16 protein-coding genes are annotated in these 22,056 nt (G+C 71.5%); 15 read left to right on the forward strand and 1 reads right to left on the reverse strand.

What is annotated here, in order from left to right; genetic code table 11:
* Window positions 1-110: 110 nt before the first annotated feature.
* Window positions 111-1,271, forward strand: a complete 1,161-nt coding sequence (locus tag ADK54_RS22155; RefSeq protein ID WP_053727439.1) for a sensor histidine kinase — start codon at window positions 111-113, stop codon at window positions 1,269-1,271.
* 30 nt (window positions 1,272-1,301) lie between these two features.
* On the opposite strand, the gene ADK54_RS22160 is transcribed toward ADK54_RS22155, so the two are convergent.
* Entirely contained in the window at window positions 1,302-2,309 is a 1,008-nt protein-coding gene (locus ADK54_RS22160) for a rod shape-determining protein (protein ID WP_107090592.1), read from the reverse strand.
* A 101-nt stretch (window positions 2,310-2,410) separates the two neighbouring features.
* On the opposite strand from ADK54_RS22160, the gene folC reads away from it, so the two are divergent.
* From folC to ADK54_RS22230, 14 genes are all read left to right on the forward strand, one after another.
* Window positions 2,411-3,916: a bifunctional tetrahydrofolate synthase/dihydrofolate synthase gene (gene folC / locus ADK54_RS22165; protein WP_053727409.1), complete on the forward strand. Its 1,506-nt coding sequence runs from the start codon at window positions 2,411-2,413 to the stop codon at window positions 3,914-3,916.
* Window positions 3,917-3,920: 4 nt separating this feature from the next.
* Window positions 3,921-4,271: a DUF4233 domain-containing protein gene (locus ADK54_RS22170; protein ID WP_053727410.1), complete on the forward strand. Its 351-nt coding sequence runs from the start codon at window positions 3,921-3,923 to the stop codon at window positions 4,269-4,271.
* A gap of 87 nt (window positions 4,272-4,358) precedes the next feature.
* A complete protein-coding gene (gene ndk, locus ADK54_RS22175; protein WP_053727411.1) occupies window positions 4,359-4,772 on the forward strand; it encodes a nucleoside-diphosphate kinase in 414 nt (137 codons plus the stop codon).
* Window positions 4,773-5,039: 267 nt separating this feature from the next.
* Window positions 5,040-6,059 carry a rod shape-determining protein gene (locus ADK54_RS22180; protein WP_053727412.1) on the forward strand — a complete coding sequence of 340 codons (1,020 nt, stop codon included), beginning with the start codon at window positions 5,040-5,042 and terminating at the stop codon, window positions 6,057-6,059.
* Window positions 6,060-6,182: 123 nt separating this feature from the next.
* Window positions 6,183-7,292, forward strand: coding sequence for a rod shape-determining protein MreC (mreC, locus tag ADK54_RS22185; RefSeq protein ID WP_078966536.1), 1,110 nt, complete (start codon window positions 6,183-6,185; stop codon window positions 7,290-7,292).
* Between the two features lie 12 nt (window positions 7,293-7,304).
* Window positions 7,305-7,979 carry a rod shape-determining protein MreD gene (gene mreD / locus ADK54_RS22190; RefSeq protein WP_053727413.1) on the forward strand — a complete coding sequence of 225 codons (675 nt, stop codon included), beginning with the start codon at window positions 7,305-7,307 and terminating at the stop codon, window positions 7,977-7,979.
* Between the two features lie 19 nt (window positions 7,980-7,998).
* Window positions 7,999-10,227 carry a penicillin-binding protein 2 gene (gene mrdA / locus ADK54_RS22195; RefSeq protein WP_053727414.1) on the forward strand — a complete coding sequence of 743 codons (2,229 nt, stop codon included), beginning with the start codon at window positions 7,999-8,001 and terminating at the stop codon, window positions 10,225-10,227.
* 4 nt (window positions 10,228-10,231) lie between these two features.
* Window positions 10,232-11,422, forward strand: a complete 1,191-nt coding sequence (rodA, locus tag ADK54_RS22200) for a rod shape-determining protein RodA (protein ID WP_053727415.1) — start codon at window positions 10,232-10,234, stop codon at window positions 11,420-11,422.
* A gap of 81 nt (window positions 11,423-11,503) precedes the next feature.
* Complete coding sequence (locus ADK54_RS22205; protein WP_053727416.1) at window positions 11,504-13,054, forward strand: CYTH and CHAD domain-containing protein; 1,551 nt, start codon at window positions 11,504-11,506, stop codon at window positions 13,052-13,054.
* 72 nt (window positions 13,055-13,126) lie between these two features.
* Window positions 13,127-15,052, forward strand: a complete 1,926-nt coding sequence (locus ADK54_RS22210) for a TIGR03960 family B12-binding radical SAM protein (RefSeq protein WP_053727417.1) — start codon at window positions 13,127-13,129, stop codon at window positions 15,050-15,052.
* 93 nt (window positions 15,053-15,145) lie between these two features.
* Entirely contained in the window at window positions 15,146-16,234 is a 1,089-nt protein-coding gene (locus ADK54_RS22215) for a hypothetical protein (protein WP_053727418.1), read from the forward strand.
* A 132-nt stretch (window positions 16,235-16,366) separates the two neighbouring features.
* Window positions 16,367-17,146 carry a TIGR03936 family radical SAM-associated protein gene (locus ADK54_RS22220; RefSeq protein ID WP_053727419.1) on the forward strand — a complete coding sequence of 260 codons (780 nt, stop codon included), beginning with the start codon at window positions 16,367-16,369 and terminating at the stop codon, window positions 17,144-17,146.
* 234 nt (window positions 17,147-17,380) lie between these two features.
* Window positions 17,381-21,373, forward strand: coding sequence for an Rne/Rng family ribonuclease (locus ADK54_RS22225; protein ID WP_053727420.1), 3,993 nt, complete (start codon window positions 17,381-17,383; stop codon window positions 21,371-21,373).
* 132 nt (window positions 21,374-21,505) lie between these two features.
* On the forward strand, window positions 21,506-22,056 hold a 551-nt coding region (locus tag ADK54_RS22230; protein ID WP_234392157.1), incomplete at its 3' end, for a UTP--glucose-1-phosphate uridylyltransferase.

A 22,056-nucleotide genomic window follows, 5' to 3' on the forward strand; every position in this document is an offset into this window, starting at 1 on the left:
CATGGCCACCGGGGCAGGGCCGAACGGCCAGCAGCCGCGTGCGACATATCACTAAATTTGGGCCGTTCGGCTTAGGTGTTCAGGTCCAAAGACCTTGGATGATGGAGGGCATGCACACGCCGCCCTCCCGCTCCGCGCCCCAGCGCGCGCTGGCGGCGGCGCGTGCCGCGAGCGCGCGCTGGGTGGGCGAGGAGCGCGCTCTGGACGTGCTGATCGCGCTGAGCTGCTTCGGCCTGATGATCCTGGACGTGCCGGGCCTGGCCAAGGCCGACAACTCCCTCAACAGCTACACCGCGCCGCCCGTCCTCGCCCTCGGCGCGGCCACCCTGCTCTTCCGCCGCCGCTGGCCGTGGCTGCCGTATCTGGTCTCGCTGCTCTATCTGGGCTGGCTGCACCAGCTGAACCTGGTGCAGTTCGCGCTGTACTCGCTCGGCCGCTTCCGGGGCCGGCGCGCGGGCATCCTCGCCACGTGCGGGTACATCGCGGTGGCGTACGCGCTGTTCAACCTGCCGGGCTGGCCCGACACCCGGGGCGAGACGCTGAGTTCGTTCCTGGCGATCGTGGTGCCGGTGGGGGTGCTCGCCTCGGGCGTCGGCATCTCGGCCTACCGCCACGACCTCGTACGCGAGCTGGAGACCCAGCGGGCCGAGCACGCGGCCGTGCAGGCCGTGCAGGTCGAGCGGGTCTCGGTGGCGCGGGACGTGCACGACATGGTGGGCCGGGAGCTGACGATGCTCGCGGTGCGCTCCGAGGTGCTCGCGATGCGGGCCAGGAACGAGCCGCACCACAAGGACTTCGAGGAGCTCGCCGACACCGCGCGCCGGGCCCACCTCATGCTGAACGAGATCATCGTGCGGCGCGCCGACGAGCGTACGGCCACGCCCGGGATCGACGGCCTGCACGCGCTCGCCGAGGAGAGCCGCGGAGCGGGCACCCCGGTCGGCCTGGACATCGAGCCGGCCGCCCACCGGGTGTCCCCGCTGCGTCAGGCGGCGGTCTACCGGGTGGTCCAGGAGTGCCTGACCAACTCGGTCAAGCACGCCCAGGGCGAGCCGGTCGCGGTGACGATCCGGCTCGCCGAGGGGGACCTGGTCGTGACGGTGCAGAACCCGCTGCCCCGCTCGGTGCCGGTGAAGGCCCCGGTCTCCACGGGGACCGGGACCTTCTCGATGCGGGAGCGGGTGGAGAGCATGGGCGGCTCGCTCGCCACGACCCGTACGGACACCACGTACGAGGTGCGGGCGACGCTTCCGGCCGGGGCGGTCGGCTGATCGGGCGGCCGGCCCGCCCTGGGGGCGGGCCTACGCGCTGGCCAGCAGTTTCTGCAGCTGGTCGAAGTCCTCCACGCACTTGCCCGAGCCGAGCGCCACACAGTCCAGCGGGTTGTCCGCCACGAACACCGGGATGCCGGTGGCCGATGCGAGGCGCAGGTCCAGGCCCGGCAGCAGCGCGCCGCCGCCGGTCAGCACGATGCCGTGCTCCATCACGTCGCCGGACAGCTCCGGCGGGCACTCCTCCAGGGTCACCCGCACCGCCGCGATGATCGACTCGACCGGCTCGTCGAGCGCGGCGCGCACCTCGCGCGCGGTGAGCTGGAGCGTCTTGGGCAGGCCGCCCACCTTCTCGCGGCCCCGGACGGTGAAGGTCCGCTCCTCCAGTTCGTCGTCACCCGGCACCGGCCAGGCCGACCCGATCGCGCACTTGACGTCCTCGGCGGTGCGCTCGCCTATGAGCAGTGCGTGCTCCTTGCGTACGTAGTCGGTGATCGCGGTGTCCAGGCGGTCGCCACCCACCCGCAGGGACTGCGCGGTCACGATGCCACCAAGGGAGATCACGGCGACCTCCGTGGTGCCGCCGCCGATGTCCACCACCATCGAGCCGCGCGGCTCGGCCACCGGGAGCCCGGCCCCGATCGCCGCCGCCATCGGCTCCTCGATGAGGTGCACGGCCTTCGCGCCGGACCGCTGCGCGGCGTGCACGATCGCGCGCCGCTCCACCGGGGTCACCCCGCTCGGCACGCACACCACCATGCGGGTGCGCGGGCGGCGCCCGGGCACCGCCTTCTTCACGAAGTGGCGGATCATTTCCTCCGCCGCCTCGTAGTCGCTGATCACGCCGTCCCGCAGCGGCCGGATCGCGGTGATCGAACCGGGCGTGCGGCCGATGGTCTCCTTGGCCTCCGTGCCGACGGCCAGTGCCGTGCGGCCGCCCTCCTTCATCGCCACCACGGACGGCTCGTTGAGCACGATGCCCTGCCCCCTGGCGTACAGCAGAGTGTTGGCGGTCCCGAGGTCGATCCCTATGTCCATGATCGCCAAGTTTGCCCGGGGAGTCTGTGGGACCCGGGGGCCGAACGTCCCGAAAGGGGCGGGTCCAAGGTCCTGTCGGTGCCCCTCCGTAGACTGGTCCCGTGACCGAGCAGCCCGACCGCAGTGAAGCCGATGACTTCGACGGAATCGTCGAAGCCGAAACCCATCGAGACCCCGACCTGGCGGTGATCGAGGCCGGCAGCCGCACCCTGCGCACCCACGGCGGCGTGCCCCAGGGCGACGCGGCCCCCGGCCGCCCCGCCGACCCCGAGGTGGACGCGGCGCTGCGCGCGGTCGAGACCGAGCTCGCGGGCCGCTGGGGCGAGACCAAGCTGGAGCCGTCCGTACGCCGCATCGCCGCCCTGATGGACGTCCTCGGCGAGCCGCAGCGCGCCTACCCGACGATCCACATCACCGGCACCAACGGCAAGACCTCCACCGCCCGCATGATCGAGGCCCTGCTCGGCGCCTTCGAGCTGCGCACCGGCCGCTACACCTCGCCGCACGTTCAGTCGATCACCGAGCGGATCAGCCTGGACGGCCTGCCGATCCCCGCCGAGCGCTTCATCGAGACGTACGAGGACATCAAGCCGTACGTCGAGATGGTGGACGCCAAGGAGGAGTTCCGGCTCTCCTTCTTCGAGGTCCTCACCGGCATGGCGTACGCGGCCTTCGCGGACGCCCCGGTGGACGTGGCGGTCGTCGAGGTCGGCATGGGCGGCTCCTGGGACGCGACGAACGTCATCGACGCCGGCGTCGCCGTCGTCACTCCCATCGACCTCGACCACACCGACCGGCTCGGCAACACGCCCGCCGAGATCGCCGTCGAGAAGTCCGGGATCATCAAGCAGGGCGCGACCGTGATCCTGGCCCAGCAGCCGGTCGACGCGGCGCAGGTCATGCTGAAGAAGGCCGTCGAGACGGATGCCACCGTGGCCCGTGAGGGCATGGAGTTCGGCATCGTCGGCCGCGAAGTCGCCGTCGGCGGCCAGCTCCTGACGCTGCGGGGCCTGGGCGGCGAGTACGAGGAGGTCTTCCTCCCGCTGTACGGAGCCCACCAGGCGCACAACGCGGCGGTGGCGCTCGCCGCGGTCGAGGCGTTCTTCGGCGTCGGCTCGCAGCAGGCGGGCCCGCTCGACATCGACACCGTCCGCAAGGCGTTCGCCTCCGTCGTCTCGCCGGGCCGCCTGGAGGTCGTGCGCCGCTCGCCGACCGTCGTCCTGGACGCCGCGCACAACCCGGCCGGCGCCCGCGCCACCGCGGACGGCCTGACCGAGGCGTTCGGCTTCTCGCGCCTGATCGGAGTGGTCGCGGCCAGCGCCGACAAGGACGTGAAGGGCCTGCTCGAAGCGTTCGAGCCGGTCTTCGCCGAGGTCGTCGTCACCGCCAACACCTCCAGTCGCTCCATGGACGTGGACGAGCTGGCGGCGCTCGCCGTCGAGGTGTTCGGCGACGAGCGGGTTGTGGTCGAGCCGCGCCTGGACGACGCCATCGAGGCCGCCATCACCCTGGCCGAGGAGGAGGACGAGTACGCGGGCGCGGGCGTCCTCGTCACCGGCTCCGTGTTCACGGTCGGCGATGCCCGGCTGCTGCTGAAGAGGGGCTGAGCCGATGCGTACGCTCTGCGCGTCCACCCTGATCGGTGAATTCTTCGTCATCGCCTTCGCGGGCCTGGTCGCCATGAAGGACCCGGACCTCGCCACCACCACGGTCTGGACGGTGTGCGGCATCGGCATGCTGCTCTCGGTGCTGCTGTGCGGGATGCTGGGCCGGCGCGGCGGGGTCGAGCTCGGCTGGGCGCTCCAGATCGCGCTGATCGCGAGCGGTTTCGCCGTCCCGCTGATGTTCTTCATGGGCGCCCTCTTCGCGGCCCTGTGGTGGGCCTCGGTCCACTACGGCCGCAAGATCGACGAGGCGAAGGCCAGATTCGCCGCCCAGGCGGAGGCCCAGCCGCAGGCGTAAGGGGCGGTGAAGGGACCGGGTGACAGCAGCTCAGCTACACCCGGTAATCTCGGCGGACCGCACACGTTTGCCAAGGAGCCGCACACCATGACGCAGCGCACCCTCGTCCTCCTCAAGCCGGACGCCGTCCGCCGCTCGCTGGTCGGCGAGATCATCGGCCGCATCGAGCGCAAGGCCGGCTGGCAGATCACCGCGCTGGAGCTGCGCACCCTGGATCAGGACACCCTTGAGCAGCACTACGGCGAGCACAAGGGCAAGCCTTTCTACGAGCCGCTCGTGGAGTTCATGTCCTCGGGTCCGGTCGTCGCCCTGGTGGTCGAGGGTGAGCGCGTCATCGAGGGCGTGCGCCAGTTGGCGGGTCCCACCGACCCGATCGCGGCGGCGCCCGGCTCGATCCGTGGCGACTTCGGGACCATCGTCCGGGAGAACCTCATCCACGCCGCGGACTCCGAGGAGTCCGCGGAGCGAGAACTGAAGATCTTCTTCCCGGGCCGCGGCTGACCATTTCCTGACGCAATGTCAGCCATATAGCGCTCATGACCTGGGGCGACCGAAGGAATTTCGGTCGCCCCCTGGCATATGCGGGCCCACTTCGGGAACGCATCGCCCCGACAAGACGTCACCAATACTGAGGTGGACCAACGCGCCGTGTCCGTGCAGGCCGGACTACGATGGGGCCTCGCGCTCAACGCACCCACCTCGCCGACCTGAGAAGCCGTCAACGCTCGATTAGGGAAGGCCGGACGCATCCTCATGGGGAGCAACAAAATGTCGTTCATCGGCCGTGACATGGCTGTCGACCTCGGGACCGCCAACACGCTGGTGTACGTCAGGGGCCGCGGAATCGTCCTGAACGAGCCGTCCGTCGTCGCCATCAACACCAACACCGGCGGCATCCTCGCGGTCGGTGCCGAGGCCAAGAAGATGATCGGGCGTACGCCGGGCAACATCGTTGCCGTGCGGCCGCTGAAGGACGGTGTGATCGCCGACTTCGAGATCACCGAGCGGATGCTCCGCTACTTCATCCTGAAGATCCACAAGCGCCGATACCTGGCCCGCCCGCGCGTCGTGGTCTGCGTGCCCTCGGGCATCACGGGAGTCGAGCGCCGCGCCGTCATCGAGGCCTCCACCCAGGCCGGTGCCCGCCAGGTGCACATCATCGAGGAGCCCATGGCCGCGGCCATCGGCTCGGGCCTGCCCGTCCACGAGGCGACCGGCAACATGGTCGTCGACATCGGCGGCGGCACCACCGAGGTCGCCGTGATCTCGCTCGGCGGCATCGTCACCGCGCAGTCGATCCGGGTCGCGGGCGACGAGCTCGACAACGCGATCATCCAGCACATCAAGAAGGAGTACTCCCTCCTGCTCGGCGAGCGGACCGCGGAACAGATCAAGATCACCATCGGTTCCGCGTACGACCTCGACAAGGACGAGCACACCGAGATCCGCGGCCGCGACCTCGTCTCCGGCCTGCCGAAGACCGTCGTGATCTCCGCCGCCGAGGTGCGCAAGGCGATCGAGGAGCCCGTCAACGCCATCGTCGACGCCGTGAAGACGACCCTCGACAAGTGCCCGCCGGAGCTCTCCGGCGACATCATGGACCGCGGCATCGTCCTCACCGGCGGCGGCGCCCTGCTGCGCGGCCTGGACGAGCGGCTGCGCCGCGAGACGGGCATGCCGATCCACATCGCCGAAGACCCGCTGGACTCGGTCGCCCTGGGCTCCGGCAAGTGCGTCGAGGAGTTCGAGGCGCTCCAGCAGGTGCTCGACGCCCAGCCCCGCAGATAGCCCTCGGGGCCTGCTGTCCGCCGTACGGGTCACTGCCAACTCGTACGGCGGATCGTTGATATACAGATCGAAGAGATCTTGTAGATCACCCACATTCCTATGAGGAAGGCACGGCCGCCGCACGTGAGGGACACACGAGAGAGCCGGCTGCTCCTGGTGCTGCTGATCGCCGTAGCGTTCGCGCTGATCACGGTCGATATCAGAGGCGGGGCGAATTCACCGGTGGACGGCGCCCGGCAGGCCGCCGCCGCAGTCTTCGGCCCGGTGGAGAACGGGGTCGCGGCCGCCGTGGACCCGGTCGGCAACGCGATCGGCGCGGTACGCGACTCGGGCAAGCGCCACGACAAGATTTCCACCCTGCAGGCCGAGAACGAGGCGCTCAAGCAGAAACTCGGCAGCGACGCCCGCAACCGCAGCCGACTGAACCAGCTCGACGCGATGCTGAAGACCGCCGGCGAGGGCCAGTACGGCATCAAGGCCGCCCAGGTCGTCGCCATAGGAGCGGCCCAGGGCTTCTCCTGGACGGTCACCATCGACGCCGGGTCCAACGACGGCATCAAGCGCGACATGACGGTGCTCAACGGCGACGGCCTGGTCGGCCGGGTCACCACCGTCGGCCCCTCCACCGCGACCGTGCTGCTCGCCAACGACCCCGACTTCACCGTCGGCACCCGGATGGAGAGCAGCGACGAGCTGGGCTTCGCCACCGGCCACGGCGACCGGCCGCTGTCGGTGCAACTGCTCAACGGCAAGGCCAAGGTCAACCCCGGCGACCGCCTGGTGACCTTCGGCTCGCAGGCCGACAAGCCGTTCGTGCCGGGCGTCCCGGTCGGCGAGGTCGTCAAGGTCGACCCCTCGGGCGGCGACCTCACGCGCACCATCTACGTACGCCCCTTCGTCGGCTTCACCAAGCTCGACATCGTCGGCGTCGTCGTCCAGGCCCCGCGCACCGATCCGCGCGACGAGGTGCTGCCCGCCAAGCCCAAGCCCACGCCGACCCCGACGGTCACCGTCACGGCCACCCCGTCCCCGACCCCCAACGGCCAGGGCAACACCAACATCGCCGACCAGAACGCCAACCCCGACGGCAACCCGGACCCGAACGGGAACCCGAACCCGCCGGCGCGCAACGCCAACCCCCCGGCCGCGAACGCCAATCCGAATCCGAATCCGCCCAAACCCAATCCGAACGGTGATCCCAACGGCAACGCCAACGCCGACGGCGACCAGTAGGAGCTGATCCAGATGCGTGTCAACAGGGTCATCCTCTCCGCCGCCCTGATCGTCGTCGCCCTCGTCATCCAGGTGAGCGTCCTCGCCCGCCTCCAACTCCCGGGCGCCGTACCGGACCTGGTGCTCCTGACCGTCCTCGGTCTGGCCCTGGTCTACGGCCACCTCGGCGGCGCCTTCGTCGGATTCGGCGCCGGGCTGCTCGCCGACCTCGCGCCGCCCGCCGACCACGCGGCCGGGCGCTACGCCCTCGTGCTGTGCGTGATCGGCTACCTCGCGGGCCTGGCCAAGCCGGACCACGGCCGGCTGCGCACGGCGGCCGGGCCGATGCTGGTGGTGGTCGGCGCCGCCATCGGCTCGACGCTGCTCTACGCGCTGGTCGGCGCGCTCGTCGGGGACACCGCGGCCCGCCATGTCGGCCTGCCCAGCCTGCTGTTCACGGCCGCCGTGTACGACCTGCTGCTCGCGCCCTTCGTCGTGCCGCTGATCATGGCGATCGCCCGGCGCGCGGAGAACGACCCGCTCGCCGAGACCACCGGCAACGGCAGCCCCAGGAGCGACATCACCTCCGGCTGGCTCTCCGGAGGCACCGGCCTGCGCATCGGCGGCCAGCGCGGCGGTCTGCGGGTCAAGGTGGCGAAGAACAGAGCGGCCCGCGCAGGCCGCATCAAGGGCGTCAAGCGACTGTGAAACAGGGGGTCGTCACGGCATGAGCAACATCCCTGAGACCGGCCGCACCCCCCGGGTGCAGATCCGGCTCATCATCATCCAGGTCCTGGTCTTCTCGCTCCTGCTGACGCTGGGCGGACGCCTGTGGTACCTGCAGATCCGCAACGGCCAGGAGTACGAGGACGAGGCCAAGAACAACCACGTCCAGCAGGTCGTCCAGCCCGCCGTGCGCGGCTCGATCCTCGATGCCCGCGGCGTCCCGCTCGCCGACAACGAGACCCGCCTCGTGGTCTCCGCCTCGCGCACCGACCTCTCGAAGATGCCCGACCGGGGCAAGGCCGTCCTGACCCGGCTCGCCGCCGTGCTCGGCATGAAGCCGCAGGACGTCATGGACAAGGTCAGGCTCTGCGACGCCAAGACCCCCAAGCCCTGCTGGAACGGCTCGCCCTACCAGCCGATCCCGGTCACCGACAAGGCCACCACCCAGCAGGCCCTCCAGATCCGCGAACGCTCCGAGGACTTCCCCGGCATCACCGCCGACCCCACCGCCGTACGCCGCTACCCCGCGCCCGGCAAGTCCAACACCGCCCAGGTCCTCGGCTACCTCTCGCCCGTCACCGACGACGAGATCACCAAGGCGAAGGACACCGACTCGCCCTACCTGCGCTCCGACCAGGTCGGCCGCTCCGGCCTTGAGCGCACCTACGACAAGCAGCTGCGCGGCAAGGCCGGCATCACCCGGTACGAGGTGGACAACCTCGGGCGGGTCATCGGGCAGGCGCAGAGCGACAAGGCTCAGCCGGGCGCCAACGTCATCACGTCGATAGACGCACGCGTGCAGGCGGTCGCCGAGTTCGAGCTGAACAACGCGATGGTCGAGGCCCGCAAGCAGTTCGACAAGATCACCAACGAGAACTACAAGGCCGACTCCGGCGCCGTCGTCGTCATGGAGGCCAAGACCGGCCGGATCGTCGCCATGGCCTCGGCGCCGACGTACGACCCGAACGTCTGGGTCGGCGGCATCTCCGGCAAGGACTACCAGCAGCTCACCGGCAAGGACAGCGACTACCCGCTGCTGAACCGGGCCATACAGGGTCAGGCCGCACCCGGCTCGACGTTCAAGGTGGTCTCCACGGCCGCCGCGGTCGAGGCCGGCTACAAGTGGGACGGCGGCTACCCGTGCACCAGCTCCTACTCCGTGGGCGGGCAGGTCTTCAAGAACTTCGAGGGCGAGAGCTTCGGCCCCATCTCGCTCGGCCGGGCCCTTGAGGTCTCCTGCGACACCGTCTTCTACGGGCTCGCCGACAACGAGTGGAAGAAGGACGGGGGCATCAACCCGAAGAAGGGCCAGCCCAAGGACTACTTCTACAAGGCGGCCCACCAGTTCGGCCTCGGCAAGGCCACCGGCGTGGACCTGCCCAACGAGGTCACCGGCCGCGTCCCGGACCGCCAGTGGAAGGAGAACCTCTTCACGGCCATGAAGGACAGCTGGTGCAAGTCCGGCAAGAAGAACGGCACTTACGTCGAGAAGATCGCGTACGAGAACTGCCTCGAAGGCAACAAGATGCGCGAGGGCGACGCGATCAACTACTCCATCGGCCAGGGCGACACCCTCGTCACGCCGATCCAGGAGGCCATGATCTACGGGGCGATCGCCAACGGCGGCACCATGCACGCGCCGACCATCGGCAAGGCGATCGTCAGCGCCGACGGCAAGACGATCCAGGAGATCAAGCCGAAGGTCAACGGAAAGCTGCCGGTCAGCCAGGCCACCCTCGACGGCTACAACAAGGCCCTCGCCGGGGTCGTCACCAGCGGTACCGCCGCCTGGAAGTTCCAGGGCTGGCCGCAGGACAAGATCGAACTGCACGCCAAGACCGGCACCGCCGAGGTCTACGGCAAGCAGACCACGTCCTGGCTGGCCACGTACTCCAAGGACTACACGGTCGTCATGACCATCTCCCAGGCCGGTACGGGTTCCGGTGCCTCCGGTGAGGCCGTGCGCAAGATCTACGAGGCGATGTACGGCGTCGACGACGCCGGAAACCAGGACCTCAAGCGCGCCATGCTGCCGCAGCCCGTGGAGTCCCTGCCCAAGATCCAGGCCGACGGCTCCATCGACGCCCCGACCATCACCGCGTACGACCCGAACGCCGGCAAGGTCAAGGACAAGAAGGGCCCCGACGGCCAGCCGCTGCCCAGCGGACAGCCGCAGCCCAGCAACACCCCGGCCACCGACGTCGACAACCGCAACCCACGGAGGGACTAGCGCCATGGCAGGTTTCTCCGTCCAGCGCTACACCCCCGAGCGCAGCGCGTTCGCCAAGCTGACCGCCCGCGACTCGGTCCTTCGCAGGCTCGACTGGCCGCTGCTCCTGGCAGCCCTCGCGCTCTGCCTCATCGGCTCGCTCCTGGTGTGGTCCGCCACCCGCAACCGCACCAACATCAACCAGGGCGACCCGTACTTCTTCCTGATCCGGCACATCATGAACGCCGGCATCGGGCTCTGCCTGATGGTCGGCACCATCTGGCTCGGCCACCGCACCCTGCGCGGCGCGGTGCCCATCCTGTACGGGCTCTCGATCCTGATGCTGCTCGCGGTGCTCTCGCCGCTCGGCGCCACCGTCAACGGCGCGCACTCCTGGATCGTGCTCGGCGGCGGATTCTCCCTCCAGCCCTCCGAGTTCGCGAAGATCGCGATCATCCTGTGCATGGCGATGCTGCTCGCGGCCCGGGTCGACGCGGGCGACCAACTGCATCCCGACCACCGCACGGTGGTGAAATCCCTAGGGATCGCGATCATCCCGATCGGCTGCATCATGCTGATGCCCGACCTCGGCTCGACCATGGTCATCCTGGTGATCATCCTCGGCGTGCTGCTTGCCTCGGGGGCCTCCAACCGCTGGATCTTCGGCCTGCTCGGCGCCGGTGTCGTCGGAGCGGTCCTGGTCGCCGCGCTCGGAATACTGGACAAGTACCAGATCAACCGCTTCGCCGCGTTCGCCAACCCCAAGCTCGACCCGGCCGGCGTCGGCTACAACACCGGCCAGGCCAGGATCGCGATCGGCTCCGGCGGCCTGACCGGCACCGGGCTCTTCAAGGGCTCCCAGACCACCGGCCAGTTCGTCCCCGAACAGCAGACGGACTTCGTCTTCACCGTCGCCGGCGAGGAACTCGGCTTCGTCGGCGCGGGCCTGATCATCGTGCTGATCGGCGTCATCCTGTGGCGGGCCTGCCGCATCGCCCGCGAGACGACCGAGCTGTACGGCACCGTCGTCGCGGCCGGCATCATCGCCTGGTTCGCCTTCCAGTCCTTCGAGAACATCGGCATGACGCTCGGCATCATGCCGGTGGCGGGCATCCCCCTGCCGTTCGTCTCCTACGGAGGCTCCTCCATGTTCGCGGTGTGGGTCGCCATAGGGCTGCTCCAGTCGATCCGGGTGCAGCGGCCGATGACGGCATAGCGCACAGGGCCCCGGACCGGCCCGGGAGATGGCCGGTCCGGGGCCCTGCCGCCGAGACCCGATCGCGTCTAGATTCTGGTCATGGCGGACACGAAGCGCGAGATCGAGCGGAAATTCGAGTACACCCCGTCCGACGGGGACCAGGGCCCGCTCCCCGACCTGACCCGGGTCCCCGGCGTCGGCAGCGTCGTCGACAAGGGCGTCGTCGACCTCGACGCGGTCTACTACGACACCCAGGACCTGCGCCTGGACGCCGACTCCCTCACCCTGCGCCGCAGAACGGGCGGCGCCGACGCCGGCTGGCACCTCAAATTCCCGGTCTCCGCGGGCATCCGCGACGAGATCCGCGCCCCGCTCTCCGACCGCCTCCCGCCCGTCCTCGCCGCCCTGCTGCGCTCCCGCGTCCGCGACGGTGAACTGCGGCCCGTCGTGAGGCTGCTGTCCTCCCGCGACGTACGCCACCTGCTCGCCGCCGACCACACGCTGCTCGCCGAGCTCAGCATCGACACCGTCCGCGCCGAAGGGCTGCGCGAAGGGTCCTCGGCCACCACCTGGACCGAGATCGAGGTCGAGCTCGCCGACGGCGTGGCGGACGAGAGCATCCTGGACGGTGTGGAGAAACGACTGCGCAAGGCGGGCATCCGGCCCTCGACGAGCTCCTCCAAGGTCGCCCGGGCCCTGCGGGAGACGGCCCCGAAGCCGCGCAAGGCGGCCAAGGCCGCGAAGAACGCCGGGCCCGCCGAAGGCACCGCGGGCGCCCACGTCCTCGGCTACCTGCGCGCCCAGCGCGACGCGATCGTCGCCCTCGACCCAGCCGTCCGGCGCGAACTGCCCGACTCCGTCCACCAGATGAGGGTCGCGACCCGCCGCCTGCGCAGCGCGTTCAAGTCGTACGCCAAGGTCGTCGACCGGGCCGTCACCGACCCCGTCGGCGAGGAGCTCAAATGGCTCGCCGCCGAGCTCGGCGTCGACCGCGACCAGGAAGTCCTCACCGAACGCCTGCGGACCCGCATCGCCACGCTGCCCCGCACCCTGCTCCTCGGCCCGGTCCGCGGCCGGCTGCGCGTCTGGACCGCGGCCCGCCGCACCGGCTCCCGGCGCAGGACACTCGCCGTGCTCGACGGCAAGCGCTACCTCTCCCTCCTCGGCACCCTCGACACGCTGCTCGCGGCCCCGCCGCTGCTCCCCGCGGCCGAGCGGCCCGTCGCCGACGTCCTGCCCAGGGCCGTGCTCAAGGACTACGACCGGCTCGCGGGCCGCGTCCACACCGCGCTCGGCCTCGCGCCCGGCCACGAACGGGACCTCGCCATGCACGAGGCCCGCAAGGCCGCCAAACGCGCCCGGTACGCCGCCGAAGCCGCGGCCCCCGCGCTCGGCAGGGCCGCCGAGAAGTTCGCCAAGCGCATGAAGGCCGTACAGAACGTGCTCGGCGACCACCAGGACAGCGTGGTCGCCCGCGACGCCCTGCGCACGCTCGCCGCCCAGGCCCACGCGGCCGGCGAGTCCGCGTTCACCTGGGGACTGCTGTACGGCCAGGAAGAGGCGACGGCCGACCGGCGCGAGCGCGAACTGCCCGAGGTCTGGGCCCGCGCGAGCGCCCCGAAGCTCCGGGAACGCCTCACCGCCCCATGATCGTCGTGCGAGGGGGCCACCCGGCTCGCGTTACGCTAGAGAGTCGCCCCCTGCCAGCCCACGAAGGTCGAGATGTCTGCCGAGTCCGTCTTCCCACAGCTCGAAGCGCTGCTCCCGCATGTGCAGAAGCCGATCCAGTACGTCGGCGGTGAGCTCAACTCCACCGTCAAGGCCTGGGACGAGTGTGACGTCCGCTGGGCGCTCATGTACCCGGACGCGTACGAGGTCGGGCTGCCCAACCAGGGCGTCATGATCCTCTACGAGGTACTGAACGAGCGCGAGGGCGTCCTCGCCGAGCGCACGTACAGCGTGTGGCCGGACATGGAAGAGCTCATGCGCGAGCACAAGGTCCCGCAGTTCACGGTGGACTCGCACCGCCCGCTGCGCGCCTTCGACGTGTTCGGGCTCAGCTTCTCCACCGAGCTCGGCTACACCAACATGCTCACGGCCCTGGACCTCGCGGGCATCCCGCTGGAGTCCAAGGACCGCACCATCGACGACCCGATCGTGCTCGCGGGCGGCCACGCGGCCTTCAACCCCGAGCCGATCGCGGACTTCATCGACTGCGCCGTCATCGGCGACGGCGAGCAGGCCGTCCTCGACATGACCGAGATCATCCGCGGGTGGAAGACCGAGGGCTGCCCCGGCGGCCGCGAAGAGGTCCTCTTCCGCCTCGCGAAGACGGGCAGCGTCTACGTTCCCGGCTTCTACGACGTCGAGTACCTGCCGGACGGCCGCATCGCCCGCGTCGTACCGAACAAGTCGGGCGTGCCGTGGCGGGTGTCCAAGCACACCGTCATGGACCTCGACGAGTGGCCCTACCCCAAGCAGCCCCTGGTCCCGCTCGCCGAGACCGTCCACGAGCGCATGTCCGTGGAGATCTTCCGCGGCTGCACCCGCGGCTGCCGCTTCTGCCAGGCCGGCATGATCACGCGCCCCGTGCGGGAGCGAAGCATCACCGGCATCGGCGAAATGGTGGAGAAGGGCCTCAAGGCGACCGGCTTCGAAGAGGTGGGGCTCCTTTCCCTCTCCTCTGCGGACCACACCGAGATCGGCGACATCGCGAAGGGCCTCGCGGACCGCTACACGGACGACAAGATCGGCCTGTCCCTGCCCTCCACCCGCGTGGACGCGTTCAACGTCGACCTCGCCAACGAGCTGACCAGGAACGGCCGTCGCTCGGGTCTGACGTTCGCCCCCGAGGGCGGCTCCGAGCGCATGCGCAAGGTCATCAACAAGATGGTCTCGGAAGAGGACCTCATCCGTACCGTCGCGACCGCGTACGGAAACGGCTGGCGCCAGGTGAAGCTGTACTTCATGTGCGGCCTGCCCACCGAGACCGACGAGGACGTCCTCCAGATCGGCGACATGGCGGTCAACGTGATCGCCAAGGGCCGCGAGGTGTCGGGCCAGAACGACATCCGCTGCACCGTCTCCATCGGCGGCTTCGTGCCCAAGCCCCACACCCCGTTCCAGTGGGCGCCGCAGCTGAGCGCCGAGGAGACGGACGCGCGCCTCACCAAGCTGCGCGACAAGATCCGCGGCGACAAGAAGTACGGCCGCTCCATCGGCTTCCGCTACCACGACGGCAAGCCCGGCATCGTCGAGGGCCTGCTCTCGCGCGGCGACCGCCGCGTGGGCGCCGTCATCCGCGCGGTCTACGAGGACGGCGGCCGCTTCGACGGCTGGCGCGAGCACTTCAGCTACGACCGCTGGATGGCCTGCGCCGAGAAGACGCTGCCCTCCTTCGGCGTGGACGTCGACTGGTACACCACCCGCGAGCGCACCTACGAGGAGGTCTTGCCCTGGGACCACCTGGACTCCGGCCTCGACAAGGACTGGCTCTGGGAGGACTGGCAGGACTCGCTCGACGAGACCGAGGTCGAGGACTGCCGGTGGACGCCGTGCTTCGACTGCGGCGTGTGTCCCCAGATGGACACGAGCATCCAGATCGGCCCCACGGGCAAGAAGCTGCTGCCGCTCACGGTGAAGAGCTGAGCCCGCGCCCCTCAGCAGCGCTGGACGCATAACCGCCGGATCACGAAGGGCCCCCGCCGCAACGGCAGGGGCCCTTCGTGCGTCCTTGATCGTATGGAGAACCGGCCCGCCCCACAGGGGCCCGAAGGGTGTCTGACCGTCGCGATCCGCATGCCGGTGCGGATCGTGGTGCTCGTCCTGGTCGTCCCCGTCCGAATGGTCTGGGACCTCCTCGCGGCCGGCGCGAAGGCGTTGCGCCGGGCGGTCCTCACACCCCTGTGGCGCGCCCTGGTCGTCACCCCGTCCGGATGGTTGTACGCCCGCGTACTGACCCCGCTCGGGCACGCAACTGCCGGGCTGGGAAGGGCAGTTGGGGCCGGGATCGGGTGGCTCGGGCGCGGCGTGGCGTGGGTCGCGGTGACACTGGTGGCCGTTCCCGCGGCGTGGGTGTACCGCACGGTGCTGACCCCGCTCGGCCGGGGCGCCGCCCGGGTGGCCGAGGCGATCGGCCTCGGACTGCGCCGGCTGCTCTGGGCGCTGTTCGTGTGGCCGCCGGTCACGCTGTGGCGCCGGGTCCTCGCGCCGCTGCTGCGCCACGGCCTCCTCACGCCGGGGGCCTGGCTGTACCGGTACGCACTCACCCCGGCCGGCCACGCGATCGCCCTCCTCGCCGGGCTGGCGGCGGCCGCTCTCGCCGCGGTGGGGCGGGGGCTCGCGGCGCTGGCCGTCCTGCTGCTAGTGGTCCCGGCGGTCTGGGTGTACCGGACGCTGCTCACCCCGCTCGGGCACGCGGTGGTGGTCGTCGCGCGGGAGATCGGTGACGCGCTCGGGCACGCCTGGCGGGCCGCCGGGTTCGTGTCGCGGGCGGTGGGGCGGGCCCTCAAGTGGCTCGCCCGGAATCTTGTCGGGCGGCCGGCGCGCTGGGCGTACGTCGTGCTCCTGACGCCGGTCGGGCACTGGGTGCAGGACGCCGTCCTGCGGCCGGCCAAGAAGGCGGCACTCGCGGCGGGGCGCAGCGCGCGGGAGGCGCTGGCGTCGGCGCGCGAGACCGTGCGGACCGCCCGGCGCGACGCCTGGCGGGCGCTGGTCGGCGGCCCGCCCCGGGAACAGGGTGGGCACCGGGCGCGTACTCTGGGTAGTACAACTACTGCCTCCGGCGCGGTGCCCGCCCCCGAGATCTCCCTCAGCAAGACGGAGGGATGAGCCGGGTGGCGCACCGGCCGTGACCGGAGGGGCCCCCACAGGACGGTGGGCGGCGCCCACCGCGCCGCCCCGCACCGAGGAGAAGAACCACTGGGCAAGCGACAGCCCGAAGGCCCGCCGCCCGCACCTGCGGTGCAGCGCATCCGACTGCGCTACACCAAGCGCGGCCGCCTCCGGTTCACCAGCCACCGCGACTTCCAGCGCGCCTTCGAGCGGGCCCTGCGCCGCGCCGAGGTGCCCATGGCGTACTCGGCCGGGTTCACCCCGCACCCCAAGGTGTCGTACGCGAACGCCGCACCCACCGGCGTCGGCTCCGAGGCCGAGTACCTGGAGATCGCCCTCACCGCACAGCGCGACCCCGAGAAACTGCGCGCCCTGCTCGACGAGTCGCTGCCCACCGGGCTCGACATCATCGACGCGGTCGAGGTCCGCACCTCGGGCCTCGCCGACCGGCTCACCGCCTCCGTCTGGGAGCTGCGCCTAGAGGGCGTCACCGTGGCGGCGGCCGAGAAGGCCGTCGCGACGTTCCTGGCCGCCGAGACCGTCGAGGTCCAGCGCAAGACCAAGAACGGCATGCGCACCTTCGACACCCGGGGCGCCGTCGCCGAGCTCCAAGCGCTCGCTCCGCAGGCTGATAGGCCTCTCGACGACGCCTGTGCGATACTGCGGCTGGTAGTACGGCACCTGACACCTGCCGTACGACCCGACGACGTCCTGTCCGGTCTCCAAGCTGTGGCCGACCTGGCGCCGCCGGTCCCCGCAGCGGTGACCAGGCTGGCGCAGGGGCTCTTCGACGAGGAGTCCGGCACGGTGACCGACCCGCTCGCGCCCGACCGCGAGGCAGCCCCGGCCGCTCCACAAACAGCCGCCGGGACCGTCTCTGCGACGGCGCCGGAAGGTCCCGCCGCGTAAGGGCAGTCGTTGTAGCGCAGCCCTGGCACTCGGGAGCCACCTGGGTCGGGCCGCGCACTGACCTGAAGACTTTCGCCAGGCCGTACGTACAACGCGTACGGAACCGGCGAGCCAGATATCAGCTCCCGTGCGGCGCCCGCGCCCCGGACGGCGGCACCCGCGCACATCACGCGGGCCGTGCCGCCGGACCGGAACAGGCGCGGCGCCCGGGAGCGTGACGGGAGCTACGCCCGCATGCTTGAGCAGAACGAACCCGGCACCACCGGGGACAACACCAACGACAACAACAGCCCCAGCGACACGCTGCCGCCGCGCCGCAGGCGCCGCGCGGCGTCGCGGCCCGCGGGGCCGCCGGTGGGCGCACAGAACGCGGAGCCCGCCGGGCAGACCGCGGAGCCCGCGGCACCGGCCGCCGAGCCGGCCGCACCGGCCGCCGCCGAGTCCGACGCCGCTCCGGCGCCGCGCACCCGCCGCCGTGCCACCCGTACGGCGACCGCTCCGGCCGCCGAGGCCCCGGTCGCGGCCGAGCCCGAGGCCGTCGAGGCCGACGCTGAGGCGCCCGCGCCTCGTACGCGCCGTCGTGCGACCCGTAAGGCGACGGCTCCGGCCGGTGCGCCGCGGGCCGCCGAAGTCGTAGAGGCCGTCGAGGCCCCGGTCGTCGCCGAGCCCGAGGCCGTCGAGGCCGACGCTGAGGCGCCCGCGCCTCGTACCCGCCGTCGTGCCACCCGCAAGGCCACGGCTCCGGCCGGTGCGCCCGCGGCCGCCGAGGAGATCGTCGAGGTCGTCGAGACCCCGGTCGCCGCCGAGCCCGAGGCAGTCGAGGAGGCCGCCGAGGCGCCCGCGCCGCGGACCCGTCGCCGTGCGACCCGTAAGGCCACCGCGCCGCAGACCACCGTCTCGGCCCCGGTCGAGGTCGTCGAAGAGGAAGAGCCCGACGAGGACGAGGAGGGGACCGAAGAGGTCGCCGCCGTCGAAGCCCCGGTCGTCGAGGACGAGGCGCCGCGCGGCCTCCCCCGAGGCCTTAAGGGCCAGGGAGGTACCCCCATCCGCCGCCGTGCCACCCGGCAGGCCACCGCGCCCGCCGCCGCTGCCCCGGCCGCCGTCGAGGAGCCGGTCGAGGCCGCCGCCCCGGCCGCCGAGGACGAGGCACCCCGTGGTGGGCGTACGCGCCGCCGTGCCGCCCGGCCCGCGTCCACCCCGCAGTTCACCCCGGTCGAGCCGGAGCCGCAGCCCGCGGCCCAGGCGGAGGAGCCCGCCACCGGTCGCCGCCGCCGCGCCACCCGGCCCGCCGTGGCCGTGTTCCAGGCGCCGGTCTTCACCGAGCCGATGTTCCAGACCCCGGAGACGGCCGCGGCCGCCGCTGCCGCCGCCCGCGTCGAGGAGCCCGAGGCCGAGGCCGAGGAGACTCCGGTGGCCGAGGCCGCCGAGCCCGCCGCCGAGCCGCAGGGCCGCTCGCGCCGTCGTCGCCGCCGTGGCGAGCCGACCGAGCCGGTCCAGGAGAAGCCCGCCGAGGAACCCCTCGACGAGCACGTCGAGGAGGCCGCCGAGGCCGAGGCCGAAGCGGAGTCCGACGAGTCCGACGACGACCGCCCCTCGCGCCGCCGTCGCCGTGGCGGCCGTCGCCGTCGCCGCGGCGAGCCCGCCGAGGCCGAGGACGCCGCGGAGGAGCAGACGTACGAGCAGGCCGAGGGCTCCGAGTCCGAGGAAGAGGACGACGAGGACGAGGACGCGGACGGCACCCCCTCCGCGGCCGGGACCAGCAGCAGCCGTCGCCGGCGCCGCCGCCGTCGCCGCTCCGGCGACGCGGGCCCCGAGGGCGAGCCGGGCTCCGACGACCCGGAGCGCACCGTCGTCAAGGTCCGCGAGCCGCGCCCGGCCCGCGAGCGCGCCGAGTCCCTCTCGTCGGGCTCTACCTCCTCCGACGAGGTCCAGTCCATCAAGGGCTCGACGCGTCTGGAGGCCAAGAAGCAGCGCCGCCGCGAGGGCCGCGAGCAGGGCCGCCGCCGCGTCCCGATCATCACCGAGGCCGAGTTCCTGGCCCGCCGCGAGGCCGTCGAGCGCGTCATGGTCGTCCGCCAGAGCGGCGAGCGCACGCAGATCGGTGTCCTCGAAGACAACGTGCTCGTCGAGCACTACGTCAACAAGGAGCAGGCCACGTCCTACGTGGGCAACGTCTACCTGGGCAAGGTCCAGAACGTGCTGCCCTCCATGGAGGCCGCGTTCGTCGACATCGGCAAGGGCCGCAACGCCGTCCTGTACGCCGGCGAGGTCAACTTCGAGTCGCTCGGCATGGGCAACGGCCCGCGCCGCATCGAGGCCGCCCTCAAGTCCGGCCAGTCGGTGCTCGTCCAGGTCACCAAGGACCCGATCGGCCACAAGGGCGCCCGCCTGACCAGCCAGGTCTCGCTGCCCGGCCGCTACCTGGTGTACGTGCCCGAGGGCTCGATGACCGGCATCAGCCGCAAGCTGCCCGACACCGAGCGCGCGCGTCTGAAGACCATCCTCAAGAAGATCGTCCCCGAGGACGCGGGCGTCATCGTGCGCACCGCCGCCGAAGGCGCCAGCGAGGACGAGCTGCGCCGCGACGTCGAGCGCCTCCAGGCGCAGTGGGCCGACATCCAGAAGAAGGCCAACCAGATCTCGACGTCCTCGCCGTCGCTGCTCTACGGCGAGCCGGACATGACGGTCCGGGTCGTCCGCGACATCTTCAACGAGGACTTCTCGAAGGTCATCGTCAGCGGTGACGAGGCCTGGGAGACCATCCACGGGTACGTCGCGCACGTCGCGCCGGACCTGACCGAGCGGCTTTCGCGCTGGACCAGCGAGGTCGACGTCTTCGCGACGTACCGGATCGACGAGCAGCTGGCCAAGGCCCTGGACCGCAAGGTCTGGCTGCCGTCCGGCGGCTCGCTGGTGATCGACAAGACCGAGGCGATGATCGTCGTCGACGTCAACACCGGCAAGTTCACCGGCCAGGGCGGCAACCTCGAAGAGACCGTGACGAGGAACAACCTCGAAGCGGCCGAGGAGATCGTGCGCCAGCTGCGGCTGCGCGACCTGGGCGGCATCGTCGTCATCGACTTCATCGACATGGTCCTGGAGTCCAACCGCGACCTGGTCCTGCGCAGGCTGCTCGAATGCCTGGGCCGCGACCGCACCAAGCACCAGGTGGCCGAGGTCACCTCGCTCGGCCTGGTCCAGATGACCCGCAAGCGGGTCGGCCAGGGCCTGTTGGAGTCGTTCTCCGAGACCTGCGTCCACTGCAACGGGCGCGGCGTGATCGTGCACATGGAGCAGCCGACCACGGTCGGCGGCGGTGCGGGCAAGCGCGCGAAGAAGCGCGGCCGCGGTGGCGCCGAGCACGACCAGCACACCCACGAGCACGAGGTCCTCGACAGCGAGGCCGTCGAGGCCGTCGAGTCCGAGGCCGAGGTCGCCGCCGAGATCGCCGCTCCCGTGGCGCTCGCCGAGCCCGAGTTCGTGCCCGACGAGGAGCTGTACAGCAGCGCCGCCGAGGCGGAGGCCGCGGCCCGTGGCGGACGGTCGCGCCGCCGCGCCACCCGCAAGGCCTCGGCTCCGGCCGGTGCGCCCCGTGCGGCCGCCGTCGAGACCCCGGCCGCGGTGGCCGAGGAGCCGGAGGCCGTGCAGGCTCCGGCGGCGGTGACCGTCGCCTCGTTCATCGAGGACGACGCGCCGCGCGGCGGCCGCACCCGTCGCCGCGCCACGCGCAAGGCGACCGCCCCGGCGGGCGCGCCGACCGCGGCCGTCGCCGAGCCGGTGGTGGTCGTCACGGAGCCCGAGCCGAAGGCCGAGGAGCCCAAGGCACAGGAGCCGGTCGCCGAGCCCGTCGCCGAGCCCGCTGTTGAGGAGGCGCCGGTCGCCGCCCCGCCGCGGGCCCGCCGCCGGGCGACCCGCAAGGCCACGGCCCCGGCCGGTTCGCCCTCGGGTGCCGAGGACGCCGCGGTCGTCGTGGTCGTGGCTGCCCCGGCCGCCGAGCCGGCCCCGGCCGAGGCGACGGCAGTCGTGGAGCCCGCCGAGGAGGCCGCACCGGCGAAGAAGGCGGCCCGCAAGACGGCGAAGAAGGCCACCGCGAAGAAGGCCGCCACCAAGAAGACGGCGGCCAAGAAGACCGCGGCGAAGAAGACGACCGCCAAGAAGGCCACCGCCAAGAAGACGGCGGCGGCCGAGCAGCAGCAGACGTCGGTCTCGGCGTCGACCGACAGCTGACGGACAGCCTGCGCTCAGATGACGTACACCAAGCGGTAGTTGGCTGTTGTACGGCCCCAGGAGCCCGCCCCCGGATCACCGGGGGCGGGCTCCGTCGTACGAAGGAGAGTCCGCCCCCGCATGAGTCCCCGCATGAGTGCGATCAGCAAAGCCGTCATCCCCGCCGCCGGGCTCGGCACGCGTTTCCTGCCGGCCACCAAGGCCACCCCCAAGGAGATGCTGCCGGTGGTCGACAAACCGGCGATCCAGTACGTGGTGGAGGAGGCGGTCGCGGCGGGGCTCTCGGACGTCCTGATGGTCACCGGGCGCAACAAGCGCGCCCTGGAGGACCACTTCGACCGCAACCACGAGCTGGAGTCCGCGCTGACCCGCAAGGGCGACGCGGACCGGCTCGCGAAGGTGCGGGAGTCCAGCGACCTGGCGACCGTCCACTACGTACGCCAGGGCGATCCCAAGGGCCTCGGCCACGCGGTCCTGTGCGCCGCCCCGCACGTCGGCGACGAGCCCTTCGCCGTGCTGCTCGGCGACGACCTCATAGACGCCCGGGACCCGCTCCTGCGCCGCATGGTCGAGGTCCAGGAGCGCGAGGGCGGCAGCGTGATCGCGCTCATGGAGGTCGATCCCGAACAGATCCACCTCTACGGCTGTGCGGCCGTCGAAACCACCGCCGAGAGTGACGTCGT

This window comes from Streptomyces sp. WM6378, from assembly GCF_001279695.1.
Lineage (GTDB): Bacteria > Actinomycetota > Actinomycetes > Streptomycetales > Streptomycetaceae > Streptomyces.